Source organism: Cytobacillus sp. GQ23, assembly GCF_059758675.1.
In genome coordinates this window covers 15462-31799 of the sequence record NZ_JCAXER010000002.1, presented here as the reverse complement: position 1 = coordinate 31799, position 16338 = coordinate 15462, and the positions used below count along the sequence as shown (strand labels likewise).

At 42.5% G+C, this 16338-nt stretch carries 16 protein-coding genes; 14 read left to right on the top strand and 2 right to left on the bottom strand.

The features are described from left to right. Positions 1–59 precede the first annotated feature (59 nt). A complete protein-coding gene (locus AC6CHU_RS01885) occupies positions 60–578 on the bottom strand; it encodes a Myb-like DNA-binding domain-containing protein (RefSeq protein WP_498119871.1) in 519 nt (172 codons plus the stop codon). A gap of 168 nt (positions 579–746) precedes the next feature. On the opposite strand from AC6CHU_RS01885, the gene AC6CHU_RS01880 reads away from it, so the two are divergent. Together AC6CHU_RS01880 and AC6CHU_RS01875 are read left to right on the top strand one after the other, a co-directional pair. Then, positions 747–1688 (top strand): ABC transporter ATP-binding protein, encoded by a 942-nt coding sequence (locus AC6CHU_RS01880; protein ID WP_498119869.1) that lies wholly within the window; start codon positions 747–749, stop codon positions 1686–1688. Next, positions 1666–2625 carry an ABC transporter permease gene (locus tag AC6CHU_RS01875; RefSeq protein ID WP_159863283.1) on the top strand — a complete coding sequence of 320 codons (960 nt, stop codon included), beginning with the start codon at positions 1666–1668 and terminating at the stop codon, positions 2623–2625. The genes AC6CHU_RS01880 and AC6CHU_RS01875 overlap by 23 nt, the downstream gene beginning before the upstream one ends. A gap of 43 nt (positions 2626–2668) precedes the next feature. Here the strand turns inward: AC6CHU_RS01875 and AC6CHU_RS01870 are convergent, their stop codons facing one another. Beyond that, positions 2669–3934 carry a replication-associated recombination protein A gene (locus tag AC6CHU_RS01870; RefSeq protein ID WP_159863282.1) on the bottom strand — a complete coding sequence of 422 codons (1266 nt, stop codon included), beginning with the start codon at positions 3932–3934 and terminating at the stop codon, positions 2669–2671. A 251-nt stretch (positions 3935–4185) separates the two neighbouring features. Between AC6CHU_RS01870 and AC6CHU_RS01865 the strand changes: the two genes are divergently transcribed. From AC6CHU_RS01865 to alaS, 12 genes are all read left to right on the top strand, one after another. Beyond that, positions 4186–4872 (top strand): YczE/YyaS/YitT family protein, encoded by a 687-nt coding sequence (locus AC6CHU_RS01865; RefSeq protein ID WP_251283650.1) that lies wholly within the window; start codon positions 4186–4188, stop codon positions 4870–4872. Next, positions 4872–5294: a cysteine metabolism transcriptional regulator CymR gene (cymR, locus tag AC6CHU_RS01860; protein WP_159863280.1), complete on the top strand. Its 423-nt coding sequence runs from the start codon at positions 4872–4874 to the stop codon at positions 5292–5294. Before AC6CHU_RS01865 ends, cymR begins: the two co-directional genes overlap by 1 nt. Positions 5295–5360: 66 nt before the next feature. Beyond that, positions 5361–6503: a cysteine desulfurase family protein gene (locus AC6CHU_RS01855; protein ID WP_251283651.1), complete on the top strand. Its 1143-nt coding sequence runs from the start codon at positions 5361–5363 to the stop codon at positions 6501–6503. A gap of 58 nt (positions 6504–6561) precedes the next feature. After that, the gene (gene mnmA / locus AC6CHU_RS01850) at positions 6562–7677 is read left to right on the top strand and encodes a tRNA 2-thiouridine(34) synthase MnmA (protein ID WP_498119866.1); all 1116 of its coding nucleotides are present in this window, start codon (positions 6562–6564) and stop codon (positions 7675–7677) included. A gap of 116 nt (positions 7678–7793) precedes the next feature. Further along, positions 7794–8459, top strand: a complete 666-nt coding sequence (locus AC6CHU_RS01845) for a tetratricopeptide repeat protein (protein ID WP_159863277.1) — start codon at positions 7794–7796, stop codon at positions 8457–8459. A 24-nt stretch (positions 8460–8483) separates the two neighbouring features. After that, positions 8484–10910 (top strand): SF1B family DNA helicase RecD2, encoded by a 2427-nt coding sequence (recD2, locus tag AC6CHU_RS01840; protein WP_498119864.1) that lies wholly within the window; start codon positions 8484–8486, stop codon positions 10908–10910. A 96-nt stretch (positions 10911–11006) separates the two neighbouring features. Further along, positions 11007–11156 carry a hypothetical protein gene (locus tag AC6CHU_RS01835; protein ID WP_201306500.1) on the top strand — a complete coding sequence of 50 codons (150 nt, stop codon included), beginning with the start codon at positions 11007–11009 and terminating at the stop codon, positions 11154–11156. 120 nt (positions 11157–11276) lie between these two features. Continuing rightward, positions 11277–11747: a PRC-barrel domain-containing protein gene (locus tag AC6CHU_RS01830; protein ID WP_159863275.1), complete on the top strand. Its 471-nt coding sequence runs from the start codon at positions 11277–11279 to the stop codon at positions 11745–11747. 15 nt (positions 11748–11762) lie between these two features. Further along, the gene (locus tag AC6CHU_RS01825; protein ID WP_061791133.1) at positions 11763–11954 is read left to right on the top strand and encodes a YrzR-like zinc ribbon domain; all 192 of its coding nucleotides are present in this window, start codon (positions 11763–11765) and stop codon (positions 11952–11954) included. Positions 11955–11979: 25 nt separating this feature from the next. Next, the gene (locus AC6CHU_RS01820) at positions 11980–12114 is read left to right on the top strand and encodes a YrzQ family protein (protein ID WP_159863274.1); all 135 of its coding nucleotides are present in this window, start codon (positions 11980–11982) and stop codon (positions 12112–12114) included. 111 nt (positions 12115–12225) lie between these two features. Then, the gene (locus AC6CHU_RS01815) at positions 12226–13314 is read left to right on the top strand and encodes an AI-2E family transporter (protein WP_159863273.1); all 1089 of its coding nucleotides are present in this window, start codon (positions 12226–12228) and stop codon (positions 13312–13314) included. 382 nt (positions 13315–13696) lie between these two features. Then, a complete protein-coding gene (alaS, locus tag AC6CHU_RS01810; RefSeq protein WP_159863272.1) occupies positions 13697–16330 on the top strand; it encodes an alanine--tRNA ligase in 2634 nt (877 codons plus the stop codon). Positions 16331–16338: the final 8 nt, after the last annotated feature.

Here is a 16338-nt window from a genome sequence, read left to right as displayed (position 1 = left end):
AGACCGGCCTTCTGCAGGCCGGTCTTTGTGCATTTTTTTTTGCATTACAAACACTCCATTTAATGAACAGCCCTTTTATCTTCAACGCTCTCTTGCTTAAGAAGCTGGTCTGCTTCTTTTAGTATGCTTGCCATTTCCTCATATTGCAAAAGCTTATTAGTATATTCCTCTTCTTTTTCCTTCAGCTTTCTAATTAACAGCTCATTTTGAAGTTTCAAATGCTTCTGCTCTTCATGCAGACGTTTGTTTTCCTTCAAATGCACTGACTTAGGCTGTGTTTTCACAAAATTTCTTAAGAAGTGAATGACCTGAGTTAAATTTTCAGGGGGAATAGTGCCAGAGGTTTCATGGGTTTGACTTTCTGAATTATTGCTTGAAATTTCATGGGCTGCAAAATCTGTTTTCTTGGATATGGCAGTGTTCCATCGGTATCGGCATGCTGAAACAGTGCGGCCAAGTTCACTGCTTGCCTTCTTAAAGGCTGATGCTTTTGAATCTCCATTTGATGTATATTCAAGTACTGTTTCTTCGAGTAATTGATCTTCTTCCGGCTTCCATAAGTCTTTCCGTTCCTTCATTTCATTACCACCTCGGGAAATACAATTGTTAGGATTATCGTCACCCGAATAGATGAAAATATTCCATTCTCAGCTGCAGAAGGGTAAAATAGTGTAGTCAAATAACTATCCCTGCTTTAAAGACGTCTGTAAGTACTGGACTTTAAAGGATGAAAGGAGGATTCCAAAATGGATACTCTTGTAGAAATACAGGATGTTACAAAAGTGATAAATGGAAGGACTATTATTGATTCTGTCAGCTTTGAGGTGAAAAAGGGAGAGGTATTCGGATTTCTTGGTCCTAACGGTGCAGGTAAGACCACTACTATTCGAATGCTGGTTGGCTTAATCAGTATTACTTCTGGGGACATTAAAGTTCTTGGCAGCAGCATTAAAACAGATTTTGAAAAGGCAGTTTCCCATATTGGAGCCATTGTAGAAAATCCGGAGATGTATAAATTTTTGACGGGTTACCAAAACCTGGTCCATTATGCACGAATGTCAAAAGGTGTAACGAAAGAAAAGATTGATGAAACAGTTGAGCTTGTAGGACTTGCCGATAGGATACATGATAAAGTCAGAACGTACTCGCTTGGCATGAGGCAGCGTCTTGGTCTTGCGCAATGCCTTTTGCATGATCCCCAAATTCTTATCCTGGATGAACCTACGAATGGACTTGATCCTGCAGGCATAAGAGAGATTCGGGATCACTTGAGGCTGCTTGCAAGAGAGAGAGGGATGGCTGTCATTGTATCCAGCCATTTACTGTCTGAAATGGAAATGATGTGTGATAGAATCGGCATCATTCAAAACGGGAAATTGATTGATGTTCAGCATATCAGTGACTTTGTTCAGGGGAAAGAAAAGGTCTATGAAGTAGAAGTGGATGCCCCTGATAAAGCGCAGAGACTGTTAAAAAATATATACCCTGAATTGCCGATACAGGTCACGGAAAGCAAAGTGTTCCTTCCACTCGTACGTGACAGCATACCGGAGATGATAAAGGAATTTGTCCGGGAAGATATTAAGATATTTGCTGTCCGTGAAGTAACCAAAACATTGGAAGACCGCTTCCTGGAAGTTACTGAATACAAGGGAGGTGCCGAACATGCTCGGATTGATTCAAAATGAATGGATGAAAATCTTCAGGCGGCCGGGTACATACGTCATGATCGGACTTCTTTTAGTGATGACGACTGTTGCAGGCGCCTTTATAAAGTATCAGGAAAGCGGAGGGACAGTCCCTGATAATACAGAATGGAAAAGGGGACTGCAGACCCAAAACGAAAGCTATCAAAAACAGCTTGAAGAAATGGGAGAAATGGCTCCCAGAGACATGAAGGAACAGTATCAAAGAGAGATTGCCCTTAACGAATACAGAATTAATAATGATATTTCACCGAATCAGGAGTACTCTGTCTGGGGATTCGTATCGGATACCTCTCAGCTGATAGAATTCGCAGGCCTGTTTACGATTATCATTGCCGGGGGAATCGTGGCGAGTGAGTTTACATGGGGAACCATCAAACTTCTTCTGATCAGGCCTATCAAAAGAATAAAGGTTCTGGGAGCAAAGTACATTACCGTAATTTTATTCGGGCTGCTGGTGCTGGCTGTCCTCTTTGGATATTCCGCAATTTTGGGCAGTCTCCTCTTTGGATTCCCTGAAAAGGCCATTCCTTATTTGTATTATTACAAGGGCACAGTGAAAGAAGTAAGCATGGGACTGCATCTGATATCTTATTATGGTCTTAAATCGATTAATGTGCTGATGCTTGCAACCATGGCTTTTATGATTTCAGCTGTTTTTAGGAATAGCTCTTTGGCAATCGGGCTTTCCCTGTTTCTGATGTTTATGGGGGGGCAGGTCACAAGGCTGATTGCCATGAAGTATGATTGGGCAAAGTACAGCCTTTTTGCCAATACAGATCTTCTTCAATACTTTGAAGGAGTGCCGATGGTTCAGGAAATGACGCTTGGATTTTCGATCATAATGATAGTAGTTTACTTCCTGCTCTTCCAGGCCCTTGCATTTTATGTATTTAATAAAAGGGATGTTTCTGCTTAGCGGTAAAAAAGGTAGAGGTCCGGCATTAATGCCGGACCTCTTGCTATTTAAGGAGCTTTTCATAAACTGATGCTAATGCCTGTTCAAATTTGCCGGTTTTTTTAGGCTGATAATATACTTTGTTTTTTATTCTGTCAGGCAGGTACTGCTGTTTGACCCAGCCGGTTTCATAGTCGTGAGGGTACAGATAGCCTAAGCCTCTTCCCAGTTCTTTTGCTCCTTTGTAATGCGCGTCCTTTAAATGATCGGGAACTTCACCACTTTTGCCAGCGCGAATATCTGCGATGGCAGAATCCAAGGCTTTGTATGCAGAATTAGATTTTGGAGATAAACAAAGCTCTATTACGGCATTGGCAAGCGGTATTCTTGCTTCAGGGAATCCAATTCTCTCCGCAGTCTCGATAGCGGCAAGAGTCCTGGGTCCGGCTTGCGGTGATGCCAGACCGATATCTTCATAGGCGATAACCAAAAGTCTCCTGCTTATGCTCTGAAGATCGCCTGCTTCAATTAATCTTCCCAAATAGTGCAGCGCAGCATTTACGTCGCTTCCGCGGATAGACTTTTGAAATCCTGACAATACATCGTAATGGGCATCTCCGTCTTTATCGTGTGTAAAGCTTTTGCGCTGAATGCATTCCTCGGCAACAGATAAGTCAATTTTAATGATGCCTTCTTCATCCTCTTTTGTTGAAAGCGCAGCAAGTTCCAAAGCGTTAAGCGAGCTTCTGACATCTCCGTTTGAAGCAGTGGCCAGATGTGTCAGTGCTTCATCGGTAACTTCTGTTTGTTTATCGCCAAGGCCCCGTTCTTTATCATGAAGTGCTCTTACGAGCGTTTTTTTTATTTCATCTGCAGACAGCGGCTTTAATTCGAAGATTTGACACCGGCTCCTGATGGCAGGATTTATTGCATGATAAGGGTTGCTGGTTGTGGCGCCAATTAAAGTGATGCTGCCGTTTTCCAGATAGGGAAGCAAAAAATCCTGTTTACCTTTATCAAGCCTGTGGACTTCATCCAGAAGCAGAATGACTTTTCCCGACATTTTTGCCTCAGCTGCTACCACTTCCATGTCTTTTTTATTATTGGACACCGCATTTAGCGTGCGGAAAGCGTATTTGGTGCTTCCTGCAATGGCACTTGCAATCGATGTCTTGCCTATACCTGGAGGCCCGTACAGAATCATCGATGATAGCTGCTTAGCCTGCACCATGCGATAAATAATTTTTCCTTCTGAAACAAGATGCTCCTGGCCGATGATTTCATCAATCGTTCTCGGCCTCATCCGGAATGCAAGAGGTTTAATATTCAAAGTAATCACTCCAGCCTTTTCCCTGGCAGCCTGCAGTCTGCCTGTCAATTTTCAGCAAATCTTTCGCTTTCTAATTAAGATACCATAACATTTCCTGCTGTGAAATCATTTAAGCCAAGGTCCGCATTGTCCTGTTCAAGCCCGGTCCGCCCTTTTCCTCCTAAAATATGCTATAATGTCAAAAGTCTATAACTTTACTAAGGATTTAAACTTTATATACTTATGCAGGACTTGCGGGGAGCGTTGTGCACATGTTACTGAAAAATAAAGGACAAATCGGTCCCAGGTTCTTAGTTTATTTAATAGGACTGCTTGTGATGAGCCTGGGTATTGTGCTGTTAATTACAGCTGATTTAGGGGCAACCCCCTGGGATGTTCTGCATGTGGGTCTATACTACCAGCTTGGCCTGACGATAGGCAGCTGGTCCATTATTGTTGGAGTATTCATTTTAGCTGCTGCAGCACTTATTTCAAAGGAACTCCCTCAAGTCGGTGCTTTTTTGAACATGGTACTGATTGGCCTTTTTATTGACGCCTATTTGCTTTTGCCATTTATGCAGACTCCTAATGGAATGGCTGGGAAATTGGCGATGTTTGGATTCGGCATAGTGGTTTATTGCTATGGAATGGGGATGTATATTTCTGCTCAGCTTGGCGCAGGGCCGAGGGACAGCCTGATGATTGCATTAACAGCTAAAACAGGCTGGAAAGTCAGAAACGTCAGAGCTTTAATGGAAATTGCTGTTCTGACTGCTGGATGGCAGCTCGGTGGCCCTGTATTCTGGGGAACCATTGTGCTCAGTTTGGCAGTGGGATCAATTGTCGGGGCAGCTTTGCCTCAGTGCCAGGCTTTAACTGATCGATTTTTGGCAAAGCTTAGATATAAGGATATTAAAGAGAATCAAATGCTTAGAGAAAAGGATAGAGGTGCAAGCTGATGAAAATTTCTACTAAAGGCCGTTATGGTTTAACGATAATGATTGAGTTAGCAAAAAAGCATGGGGAAGGCCCCACTTCGTTAAAGTCGATTGCCCAGACGAATGACCTTTCAGAGCACTATCTGGAGCAGCTTATTGCTCCGCTTCGGAATGCAGGTCTTGTTAAAAGTATCCGTGGTGCATACGGCGGATATGTTTTAAGCAAAGAGCCGACAAAAATTACCGCTGGGGACATCATCAGAGTTCTGGAAGGACCAATAAGTCCGGTGGAAGGAATTGAAGATGAGGAGCCTGCAAAGAGAGAGCTGTGGATGCGTATTCGTGATGCTGTAAAGGATGTGCTTGATAACACAACGCTTGAAGATCTAGCGAGCCATACAGATACCGGCGGAGAGTCGGATGCTTATATGTTTTATATATAGTCCTTGATATGGGAATAATTCTGTAGAAAGACAAGCAGCAGGACGAATTGAAGTAGGTGAACTAATATGGAAAGAATATATCTTGACCATGCGGCAACTTCTCCAATGCATCCGGAAGTGATTGAACGGATGACTGAAGTGATGAAATATGAATATGGAAATCCTTCAAGTATTCATTATTTCGGGAGAAGTTCACGCCATATTGTCGATGAAGCAAGATCCGCATTAGCAAACAGTATCGGTGCAAAAGCCAATGACATAATCTTTACAAGCGGTGGAACAGAAGCTGATAATCATGCGATTTTTGGATCAGCTGAATCACTCCGCCATAGGGGCAAACACATTATAACAACCCAGATTGAACATCATGCAGTGTTGCATGCATGTGAGGAGCTTGAAAAACAGGGCTTTGAGGTAACGTATCTGCCTGTTGATCCATTTGGGCGTGTCTCGGTAAAGGACATAGAAAAAGCTTTACGGGAGGATACCATTCTAGTAACCATCATGTACGGTAATAATGAAATAGCTACCCTTCAGCCCATTAAGGAAATAGGGGATTTATTAAAAGAGCATCCTGCTGTATTCCATACCGATGCCGTTCAGGCATATGGTTTAGAAAAAATTGATGTGCATGAATTGAAGGTGGATTTGCTTTCCGTGTCCGCCCATAAAATTAATGGGCCAAAAGGCATCGGCTTTTTATATGTCCACTCTGATGTAAAGCTTTCTTCACGTCTTTTTGGCGGTGAACAGGAAAGGAAGAGAAGGGCAGGAACGGAAAATGTTCCTTCTATTGCAGGCTTCCAGGAGGCTGTCCGGATCGCTCAGAAGGAGATGGAAGCTAAGCGGGAAGAACTGCATTCTTTTAAGATCCTGTTCATGAATAAACTGGAGCAGGAAGGTGCTGTTTTTGAACTGAACGGATCACTTGATTATTCCCTTCCTCATGTTTTAAACTTAAGCTTTCCCGGAACAAATGTTGAAGCCATGCTGGTAAACCTTGATTTGGCTGGAATAGCAGCATCAAGCGGGTCGGCCTGTACTGCAGGCTCCATAGATCCATCCCATGTGCTGGTCAGCATGTTTGGAAAGGGATCAGATAAACTGCAAAATTCCATCCGTTTCAGTTTTGGACTTTTTAATACAAAAGAACAAGTTGAAAGAGCGGCAGAACAAACGGCCAATATCGTGAAGCGGCTGGTTAAATAGACAGAATATGAAACATGCAATTCTATGCGTGATTTCTGAAGATTTGAGGTGAAAATAGATGAACAAAGATCCGAAGGATACCCGGGTAGTGGTTGGAATGTCCGGTGGCGTTGATTCTTCTGTGGCGGCCCTGCTTTTAAAGGAACAGGGATATGATGTAATCGGCATCTTCATGAAAAACTGGGATGATACAGACGAAAACGGGGTATGTACCGCTACAGAGGATTACAATGATGTCATCAGGGTGTGCAACCAAATCGGCATCCCATATTATGCGGTCAATTTCGAAAAGCAATATTGGGATAAAGTATTTACCTACTTCCTTGAAGAATACAAGGCAGGACGGACACCTAATCCGGATGTTATGTGCAATAAAGAAATTAAATTTAAGGCATTCCTTGAACATGCTATGAGCCTTGGCGCCGACTATCTGGCGACAGGACACTATGCCCGTGTGGAATTCAGGGATGGCGAATACAAAATGCTGAGAGGTCTTGATGATAATAAGGACCAAACATATTTTCTGAACCAGTTAACACAGGAGCAGCTTGAAAAAGTAATGTTCCCGATCGGCGATATTGAAAAATCTAAAGTCCGTGAACTGGCGAAGGAAGCCGGATTGGCAACTGCCGCAAAGAAAGACAGCACAGGCATATGCTTTATTGGTGAGCGCAACTTCAAGGAGTTCCTTGGAAACTACCTTCCGGCTCAGCCCGGAAACATGGAAACCATGGATGGGAAGGTTGTCGGCAAGCATGATGGCCTCATGTATTATACGATTGGACAGCGGCATGGACTGGGCATTGGCGGAGCAGGTGAACCCTGGTTTGCAATCGGTAAAGACCTAAAGAGAAATGTCTTGTATGTTGGACAAGGCTTCCACAATGAACTGCTGTATTCAGACTCCATTATTGCTGTTAAAACCAGCTGGGTGACGAATTCAGAACAGCCGCAGGAATTTGAATGTACGGCTAAGTTCAGATATCGCCAGGCTGACAGCAGGGTTAAGGTTCAAGCTCTTGGAGATGGCAGGGTCAAAGTTATTTTTGCAGAGCCAATCAGGGCTGTTACCCCTGGACAGGCAGTTGTCTTTTATAATGGAGACGAGTGCCTTGGCGGCGGAACAATTGATGAAATATTCAAGGATGGCAAGCAGCTGGATTATGTCGGCTAATTAAAGCCTGGACCCCGATTCTTATCAAAGGATCGGGGTTTTATTACGGAAATGGAGTACAGCGGAAATGAGGAATTCAAATATGCTATACTTTGATTTGAATGGAGTGATGAATAATGGATAAAAACCAATTGGGTATTCAATATATGCAAGAAGGAAAATGGGAGGAAGCAGCGAAGGTTTTTATGGAAGCAATTGAAGAGAATCCTTCAGATCCTGTTTCATATATTAACTTTGGAAATGTGCTGTCTGCTGTAGGAGAAAACGAAAAAGCGCTGAAGTTCTACGAGAAAGCGATAGGGCTTGATGAAAATGCAGGTGCTGCTTACTACAGTGCTGGAAATTTATATTATGAATTGCAGCAGTTTGACCAGGCTAAACAGATGTTTGAAACTGCATTGCAAAAAGGCCTTGAAACCGCTGATAATTTTTTCATGCTTGGCATGTCCCTTACAGCCCTAGACCAGGGGAAACTGGCATTGCCTTATTTGCAGCGCAGTGCGGAACTGAATGAAAATGATGCCGAAGCCCATTTCCAATATGGGTTATGTCTGGCACAGCTGGATTACATTGATGAAGCTATCCAGCAGATGAAAAAATGCATTGAAATTGAGCCAGAACATGCAGATGCTTACTACAATCTCGGAGTAGCATATGGATTTAAAGAAGAAGAAAAAAAGGCACTTTTATACTTAAATAAGGCACTGGAAATTCAGCCGGACCATATGCTTGCGGGCTATGGGAAAAAGTTGATTGAAAAGGGCGGCAGCGAATTAAATTAATGTTTATAGGGGGAGGGGATGGAAATGGAAAAACAGGATTCCATGGATCTTTTTGCCGAACAGGGAAAGTTCATAAAAGGCAGACATTTGGTCACTATCTTTCATAATGAGCAAAATTTATATACGGTTTTGCGTATTCGGGTTGATGAAACGAATGACTCGTATGATGAAAAAGAAGCGGTCATTACCGGCTATCTGCCAAAAATGCATGAACATGAAACCTATATTTTTTATGGTGAATTTAAAGAACACCCTAAGTTTGGCATTCAATTCCATGCAAGCCATTACAGGAAGGATCTTCCCCAGACGAAACAAGGTGTAGCCAATTATTTATCAAGTGAATTATTTAAAGGGATTGGCAAGAAAACCGCTGAGCAAATTGTCGAGACACTTGGAGAAGATGCTATTACGCGAATCCTTAATCAGCCATCCCTGCTCGATAAAGTCCCCAAACTGTCACCTGAAAAAGCTAAATCTCTTTACGACACACTAATGGAGCACCAAGGCCTTGAGCAAGCCATGATTGCACTTAATCAATATGGTTTTGGTCCTCAGCTTTCCATGAGAATTTACCAGGTGTATAAAGAAATGACAATTGATGTCGTTCAAAACAATCCTTATAAACTGGTTGAGGATATAGAAGGAGTCGGCTTTGGCCGTGCAGACGAACTGGGATATCAAATCGGCATATCAGGCAATCATCCTGATCGTATAAAAGCAGCCTGCCTCTATATACTTGAAACTGAGAGCATGCAGGCAGGTCATGTTTATATTGAAGCAAAACCTCTTTTGCAGAGTGTGAAGAAGCTGCTTGAAGAAAATAAGCATGATGTCATTGAATACAGGGATATATCCAATGAACTGATTAAGCTTGAAGAGGAAGGGAAGATCAAGGCTGAAGGCCAAAAAGTATACCTTCCTTCTCTTTATTTTTCCGAAAAAGGGCTAGTAACCAATATCAAACGGATACTAAAGCAGACCCAGTATGATGAACAGTTTCCTGAGTCGGAATTTCTTTTAGCTCTTGGGAATTTGGAAGAGCGTCTGGGTGTCCAATATGCGCCGACTCAAAAGGAAGCCATTCAAACAGCTCTTATGTCTCCCATGCTGATATTGACCGGTGGGCCTGGGACTGGGAAAACAACCGTTATCAAAGGGATTGTAGAATTATATGCAGAGCTTCACGGCTGCTCCCTGGAACCGAAAGATTATAAAAAGGAAGAGCCTTTTCCCTTTTTGCTGGCAGCCCCGACAGGAAGGGCTGCAAAACGGATGGCAGAATCAACAGGGCTGCCTGCTGTAACCATTCACCGTCTTCTTGGCTGGAATGGATCTGAGGGATTTGACCGGCACGAGGAGAGTCCATTGGATGGCAGGATATTAATTGTTGATGAAACATCAATGGTAGATGTCTGGCTTGCAAATCAGCTTTTTAAAGCTCTGCCTGACAATATGCAGGTGATCCTTGTCGGTGATGAGGATCAGCTGCCTTCCGTGGGTCCAGGCCAGGTATTGAAGGATCTTTTGCGATCAGAGCGTATTCCAACTGTCCGTTTAACAGATATATACAGGCAGGCTGAAGGATCCTCCATTATTGAATTGGCCCATGAAATGAAAAAAGGCAAGCTTCCTCAGAACATCACTGCGCAGCAGCCGGATCGTTCCTTTATCAAATGCCAGCCCGGCCAAATTGCGGATGTAGTTGAAAAGGTTGTTCTGAATGCCAAAAAGAAAGGATATTCTTCAAAAGATATACAGGTGCTTGCCCCAATGTACCGCGGCCCTGCGGGAATCGACAGATTAAACGAAATACTGCAGGAAATACTGAACCCAAATCCCGATGGAACAAGGAAAGAGCTGTCCTTTGGGGATGTGAAATACAGGATTGGAGATAAGGTTCTTCAGCTTGTCAACCAGCCTGAAAATAATGTTTTTAATGGGGATATGGGTGAAATTGTTTCTATTTTTTACGCGAAAGAAAATACGGAAAAACAGGATATGATTGTCGTATCCTTTGATGGTGCGGAGGCTACATACACAAGGCAGGATCTAAATCAGATTACGCATGCTTACTGCTGCTCTGTCCATAAATCGCAGGGAAGTGAATTTCCGATTGTCATTATGCCTGTAGTTAAAAGCTATTACAGGATGCTGAGAAGGAATCTCCTTTATACCGCCATTACCCGCAGCAGACAGTTTTTAATAATGTGCGGTGAAGAAGATGCATTAAAGATCGGTGTGGAACGTGCAGATGAACAGGCACGTCTGACCACTCTGTCTGAAAAGCTGAGAGATGCAATTCTGTTTAATGATGGAACAGAACATGATGATGCAGCTGAACCTTCTCTTTCGGAATCCCTTTCTCTCGAAGAAAAGCTTCTCCAAGCCGATCCCATGATAGGAATGGGAAATATAACACCGTATGATTTTATGGAAAAAGAATATAGCTAAGAAGAGCAGTCTACAATAAAAGACTGTTCTTTTTGTATATCAAAGCAAGCATGAAGTTTAGCTGTTAAATCAAAAATATAAAAAGGGGAGATAAATGTGGAAAGGAAAAACAGAACATCTCTTCTCAATCTCCACGGAGTAAAACGGCGCAGACAGCCGCAACAGGATTATGAGTTTTCAGAGGAGCTGTCAGACGGAGGAGAGCGAAACGAGCGTTTTAATAAGCCGAGGTACAGCAGAAAGTAGGCTTATGCAATCTTGCTGAACGTTCTTAACGATACTTTTTGGCTCCCATGGCAATGGTTTTCCGTTATGTTTTCTTAGGAGCAGTGAAAACTATAAATGTTCGGGAAGGCGGGATTCTCTTTGCGGACATTTTCTTTATTAAAAGGTCTGCCGGTTTTTGAGCTGAAAACCGGCGACAAAGCAGGCGTTATCTGCGATTTATCCATTTCAGACACTGGAAAAGTACTGGGATTACTGCTGCGAAAGGGCGCTCTTTTGAAAAAAACATATATCATCAATATTGAAGACGTGACATCTTTCGGCTGGGATGGAGTGATGATTGAGGATTCTTCAGTTCTGCAGGCACTTCCTAAACATGATGATTATACCTGTGAGACCCATAACCGGCTAACGGGCAAAATGATTATGAGCCGGGAAGGAGAACGGCTGGGTTTGCTTGAGGATGTATATTTTAGGGAAGAATTGGGCACGATTGTAGGGTACGAACTGTCGGATGGCTTCTTTTCAGATGTGCTGGAAGGAAAACGTGTCATAAAAACCGATGACCCGCCCGCAATTGGAAAAGACGCCATTATTGTAAATGTAAAATAGTGAGGTGTCTTTTTCGTGCTGAAATGTCCTAATTGCCAGAGCAAAGATATTGGGAAAATCGGGATTAATCAATATTATTGCTGGAATTGCTTTATAGAACTTTCTTTATCCAAAGGAATCATTAACACCCATCAAGTTGAGGAAGATGGTACGCTTAGCTCCCTTGATGATTTATTTGAAGAAGATGAGCGCCGGTTTCTTTCGTAAGAATTAACGGAAGAGGTGAGCCAGTTTGAACAAAATATTAACCTCTGCAATGATGCTTGGGGCAGGCATGGCTGCTTATAATTACGCCCAAAAAAATAATATGGTATCAGGCCGAAAAATGAAACGCATTCAAAAAAGAATAACAAAAGCTTTATTTTAAAATGATCAGGGCTGGTTCTTAACATAGGGCCAGCTTTTTTGCGCGGTTTAGTTCTCTTAATGCATAAATCCCGGGTAAGCTATCACAATAAAGACAAGGAGGCGGGCCATAATGAATATTCGAATGAAATGGTACTACCGGCTTGGGTTTCTGCTTCTCTTGCTTATTGTAATTTTAATTTTCCTAAAGCTCCAGGCATTATGGATGCCCATTCTGGAAATCGTATTTGCCGTATTGATTCCATTTGTCATAGGTGCATTTATTACATATCTTCTTCACCCGATCGTTGAAAAACTGCATGAAACGGGCCTAAATAGGGGGCTTGCTGTTTTTATTATTTATTTTTTATTTTTCGGGGGGATAGGATTTACTCTGTATAAAGGGATTCCGGCTTTTATCCATCAATTGCGTGATCTGGCGGAAAATGCCCCTCAATTTGCAAATCAATACCGCGGGTGGATCGACACGATTCAAAGTAAAACATCAACATGGCCTGACAGCCTGCAAACCAGGATTGATGATATTATTGCAGCTATAGAGAAACGGTTAAATAATCTTTTATCAAAGGTAATCACATTTTTTCTTAATGTATTGAACTATGCTGTGATTATCGCAGTAATCCCCTTTATCTCCTTTTATCTCCTTAAAGATTTCTCGATTATGAAAAGAGCGGCCTGGTATTTGACACCGAGAAAATGGAGAAAAGAAGGAGTGTTGTTCTTAAGAGATATAGATAAGTCACTAGGAAGCTATATCAGAGGCCAGCTCCTGGTATGTGCAGCCATTGGGGCCATTTCCTCTTTGCTATTCTGGATTTTTGATATGCGGTATCCTCTATTGCTAGGCACCATAATTGGTGTTACCAATGTAATTCCTTATTTTGGCCCAATTATCGGAGCGGTCCCGGCTGTAATTATTGCTTCTGCTTTATCGGTTAAAATGGTCGTCATAACAATGGGGATTATAATCGTACTTCAGTTCCTCGAGGGGAATATCCTATCACCCCTGATTGTTGGAAAAAGTCTGCATATGCATCCTCTTCTCATTATGCTTGCACTTCTGGCCGGCGGGGAAGCAGGGGGGATATTGGGTTTGATTATTGCAGTTCCGATTTTGGCGGTCATAAAAGTCAGTATCTTACATGCAAAAAAACATTTTTCAAAAAATAAACAGCCAAAAATCAGCGGAACCTCATCATGATGTTGACAACAATAAAGGTAAATCGCTATAATGCGTCTATAAAGTTATATATTAAACATTTTGACGGAATGAGTATGTTATAGGCCATCTGCATGAATGCAATACTGCATTCATAAAAGAGAGGGAGTTCCATGGCTGAAAGATCTCCCAGATGAAGGATAACAGAAAGCTAATCCTGAGTGCAGCTAATCCCTGCCGTGTTTCCGCGTTAAGGATCTGAGAGATGGGAGATTGCCTAATGAATCGGATAAGAATCTGGTCATTATTCATTTAACTTCCATAATCAGGGTGGTACCGCGAGCAAGCTCTCGTCCCTGTCCAGGGATGAGGGCTTTTTTTGTTGTTTTTAAAATTATTTACATATATTAGGAGGTTGATTAAAATGAAACAATTATCAGGTCCTGAGATACGCCGAATGTTCCTGGATTTCTTTAAGGAGAAAGGACACGATGTTGAGCCGAGCGCATCTCTTGTTCCGCACGAGGATCCTTCCCTTCTATGGATTAATAGTGGTGTCGCTACTCTGAAAAAATATTTTGATGGCCGTGTCATTCCTGAGAATCCAAGGATTACAAATGCCCAAAAATCCATCCGCACCAATGATATTGAAAATGTAGGCAAAACAGCAAGGCACCATACATTTTTTGAAATGCTGGGCAACTTCTCAATTGGGGATTACTTTAAAGAAGAAGCAATCCTGTGGGCTTGGGAGTTTTTGACTGATAAAAAATGGATCGGTTTTGAAGAAGAAAAGCTTTCTGTTACGATTCACCCTGAAGATGATGAAGCTTTTAATATCTGGAGGGAAAAAGTGGGAGTGCCGGAAGAGAGAATTATCCGCCTGGAAGGAAACTTCTGGGATATCGGAGAAGGTCCAAGTGGACCAAATACAGAAATTTTCTATGACCGCGGACCTGAATATGGAAATGACATGGATGATCCTGAACTATATCCAGGCGGGGAAAACGAACGTTATTTAGAGGTATGGAACCTGGTATTTTCTGAATTCAATCATAATCCTGATGGCACTTATACCCCGCTTCCTAAGAAAAATATTGATACTGGTATGGGGCTTGAGCGGATGGCATCTGTGGTTCAAAATGTGCCTACTAACTTTGATACAGACTTATTTATGCCAATCATCCGTGGAACAGAGGAAATCTCAGGCCGGAAATATGGAGCTTCAAAAGAAACGGATGTCGCATTTAAGGTTATTGCTGACCATATCCGCACAGTTGCATTTGCAGTCGGTGACGGTGCTCTCCCTTCTAATGAGGGACGAGGCTATGTATTAAGAAGACTGCTTCGCCGTGCTGTCAGATATGCTAAACAAATCAATATAAATGAACCATTCATGTATCAATTGGTGCCGGTCGTCGGTGAAATTATGGATGATTTCTATCCGGAAGTAAAAGAAAAGACAGAATTTATTCAAAAGGTCATCAAGAACGAAGAAGAACGTTTCCATGAAACACTTCATGAAGGCCTTGCCATTCTTTCTTCAGTTATTAAAAAGGAAAAGGAAAAGGGCAGTGATACGATTCAGGGTGAAGATGTTTTCCGTCTTTATGATACGTATGGATTCCCGGTTGAATTAACGGAGGAATATGCTGAAGAAGAAGGTATGAAAGTGGATCATGCCGGCTTTGAAAAGGAAATGGAAGGACAGCGTGAGCGTGCACGTTCAGCGCGTCAGGATGTAGATTCCATGCAGGTCCAGGGTGGGGTATTAGGCGAGCTGAAAACTGAAAGCCAATTTGTCGGATATGATAAGCTTCAGACAAATGCCACAATTGCAGCAATTGTGAAGGATGGGCAATTAATCGAAGAAGCACTTGCTGGTGAAGAGATTCAGATTATCTTGGATGAAACACCATTTTACGCAGAGAGCGGCGGACAGATTGCTGATCAGGGTACTCTTGTATCAGAAGGTTTAAAGGTTTCCATTAAGGATGTTCAAAAAGCTCCGAATGGACAAAACCTTCATAGAGCTGTCGTTGAAAAAGGAACACTGAAGGCTGAAGCATCTGTGTTAGCTTCTGTAAATGAGCAAATCCGTTCAAAAATAATCAAGAATCATACTGCAACTCACTTGCTGCATCAGGCTTTAAAGGATGTTTTGGGAGGTCATGTTAACCAGGCTGGTTCTTTGGTAGGGCCGGATCGCCTGCGTTTTGACTTCTCTCATTTCGGGCAAATTACTTCTGAAGAGCTTGAGAAAATTGAAGCGATTGTTAATGAACAAATTTGGAAAAGCCTTGAAGTTGATATCAATTACAAGGATATTGACGAGGCAAAGGCAATGGGGGCTATGGCTCTATTTGGCGAGAAATATGGCAAGATTGTCCGTGTTGTTCAGGTTGGGGATTACAGTCTTGAGCTTTGCGGAGGGTGCCATGTTCCGAATACTGCTTCCATCGGATTGTTCAAGATCCAATCAGAAAGCGGAATTGGCGCTGGAACGCGCAGAATAGAAGCGGTAACTGGCGAATCTGCATACAAGCTTATGAATAATCAGATTACCGTTTTAAAAGAAGCTTCCGGCAAATTAAAGACTAATCCTAAAGATTTGTCAGCAAGAATTGATGTACTGCTCGGAGAAATGAAGCAGCTGCAGCGTGAAAACGAATCTTTAGCAGCGAAATTGGGCAATATTGAAGCAGGGAGCCTTGTATCAAAGGTGAAAGAAGTCAATGGCATTACTGTTCTTGCTGAGAAGGTACAGGCATCAGACATGAATAACCTTCGCAATATGGCTGACGATTTAAAACAAAAGCTTGGATCTGCTGTGGTTGTATTAGGCAGTGTAAACGAGGGAAAAGTGAATATTATTGCCGGGGTGACAGATGATCTGATCAAAAAAGGCTTCCATGCGGGCAAAGCGGTCAAAGAAGTTGCTGCAAAATGCGGCGGCGGAGGCGGGGGCCGTCCTGACATGGCTCAGGCTGGCGGAAAAGACCCTGACAAACTTGAAAGTGCTCTGCAATTTGTGGAAGAATGGGTTAAATCCGTTTGATATCCCTG

Coding starts and splice junctions, on each gene's coding strand:
- AC6CHU_RS01875 (WP_159863283.1), top strand. CDS start 1,666: ATGCTCGGATTGATTCAAAATGAATGGATGAAAATCTTCAGGCGGCCG.
- mnmA (WP_498119866.1), top strand. CDS start 6,562: ATGAACAAAGATCCGAAGGATACCCGGGTAGTGGTTGGAATGTCCGGT.
- cymR (WP_159863280.1), top strand. CDS start 4,872: ATGAAAATTTCTACTAAAGGCCGTTATGGTTTAACGATAATGATTGAG.
- recD2 (WP_498119864.1), top strand. CDS start 8,484: ATGGAAAAACAGGATTCCATGGATCTTTTTGCCGAACAGGGAAAGTTC.
- AC6CHU_RS01880 (WP_498119869.1), top strand. CDS start 747: ATGGATACTCTTGTAGAAATACAGGATGTTACAAAAGTGATAAATGGA.
- AC6CHU_RS01855 (WP_251283651.1), top strand. CDS start 5,361: ATGGAAAGAATATATCTTGACCATGCGGCAACTTCTCCAATGCATCCG.
- AC6CHU_RS01885 (WP_498119871.1), bottom strand. CDS start 578: ATGAAGGAACGGAAAGACTTATGGAAGCCGGAAGAAGATCAATTACTC.
- AC6CHU_RS01815 (WP_159863273.1), top strand. CDS start 12,226: ATGAATATTCGAATGAAATGGTACTACCGGCTTGGGTTTCTGCTTCTC.
- AC6CHU_RS01845 (WP_159863277.1), top strand. CDS start 7,794: ATGGATAAAAACCAATTGGGTATTCAATATATGCAAGAAGGAAAATGG.
- AC6CHU_RS01865 (WP_251283650.1), top strand. CDS start 4,186: ATGTTACTGAAAAATAAAGGACAAATCGGTCCCAGGTTCTTAGTTTAT.
- alaS (WP_159863272.1), top strand. CDS start 13,697: ATGAAACAATTATCAGGTCCTGAGATACGCCGAATGTTCCTGGATTTC.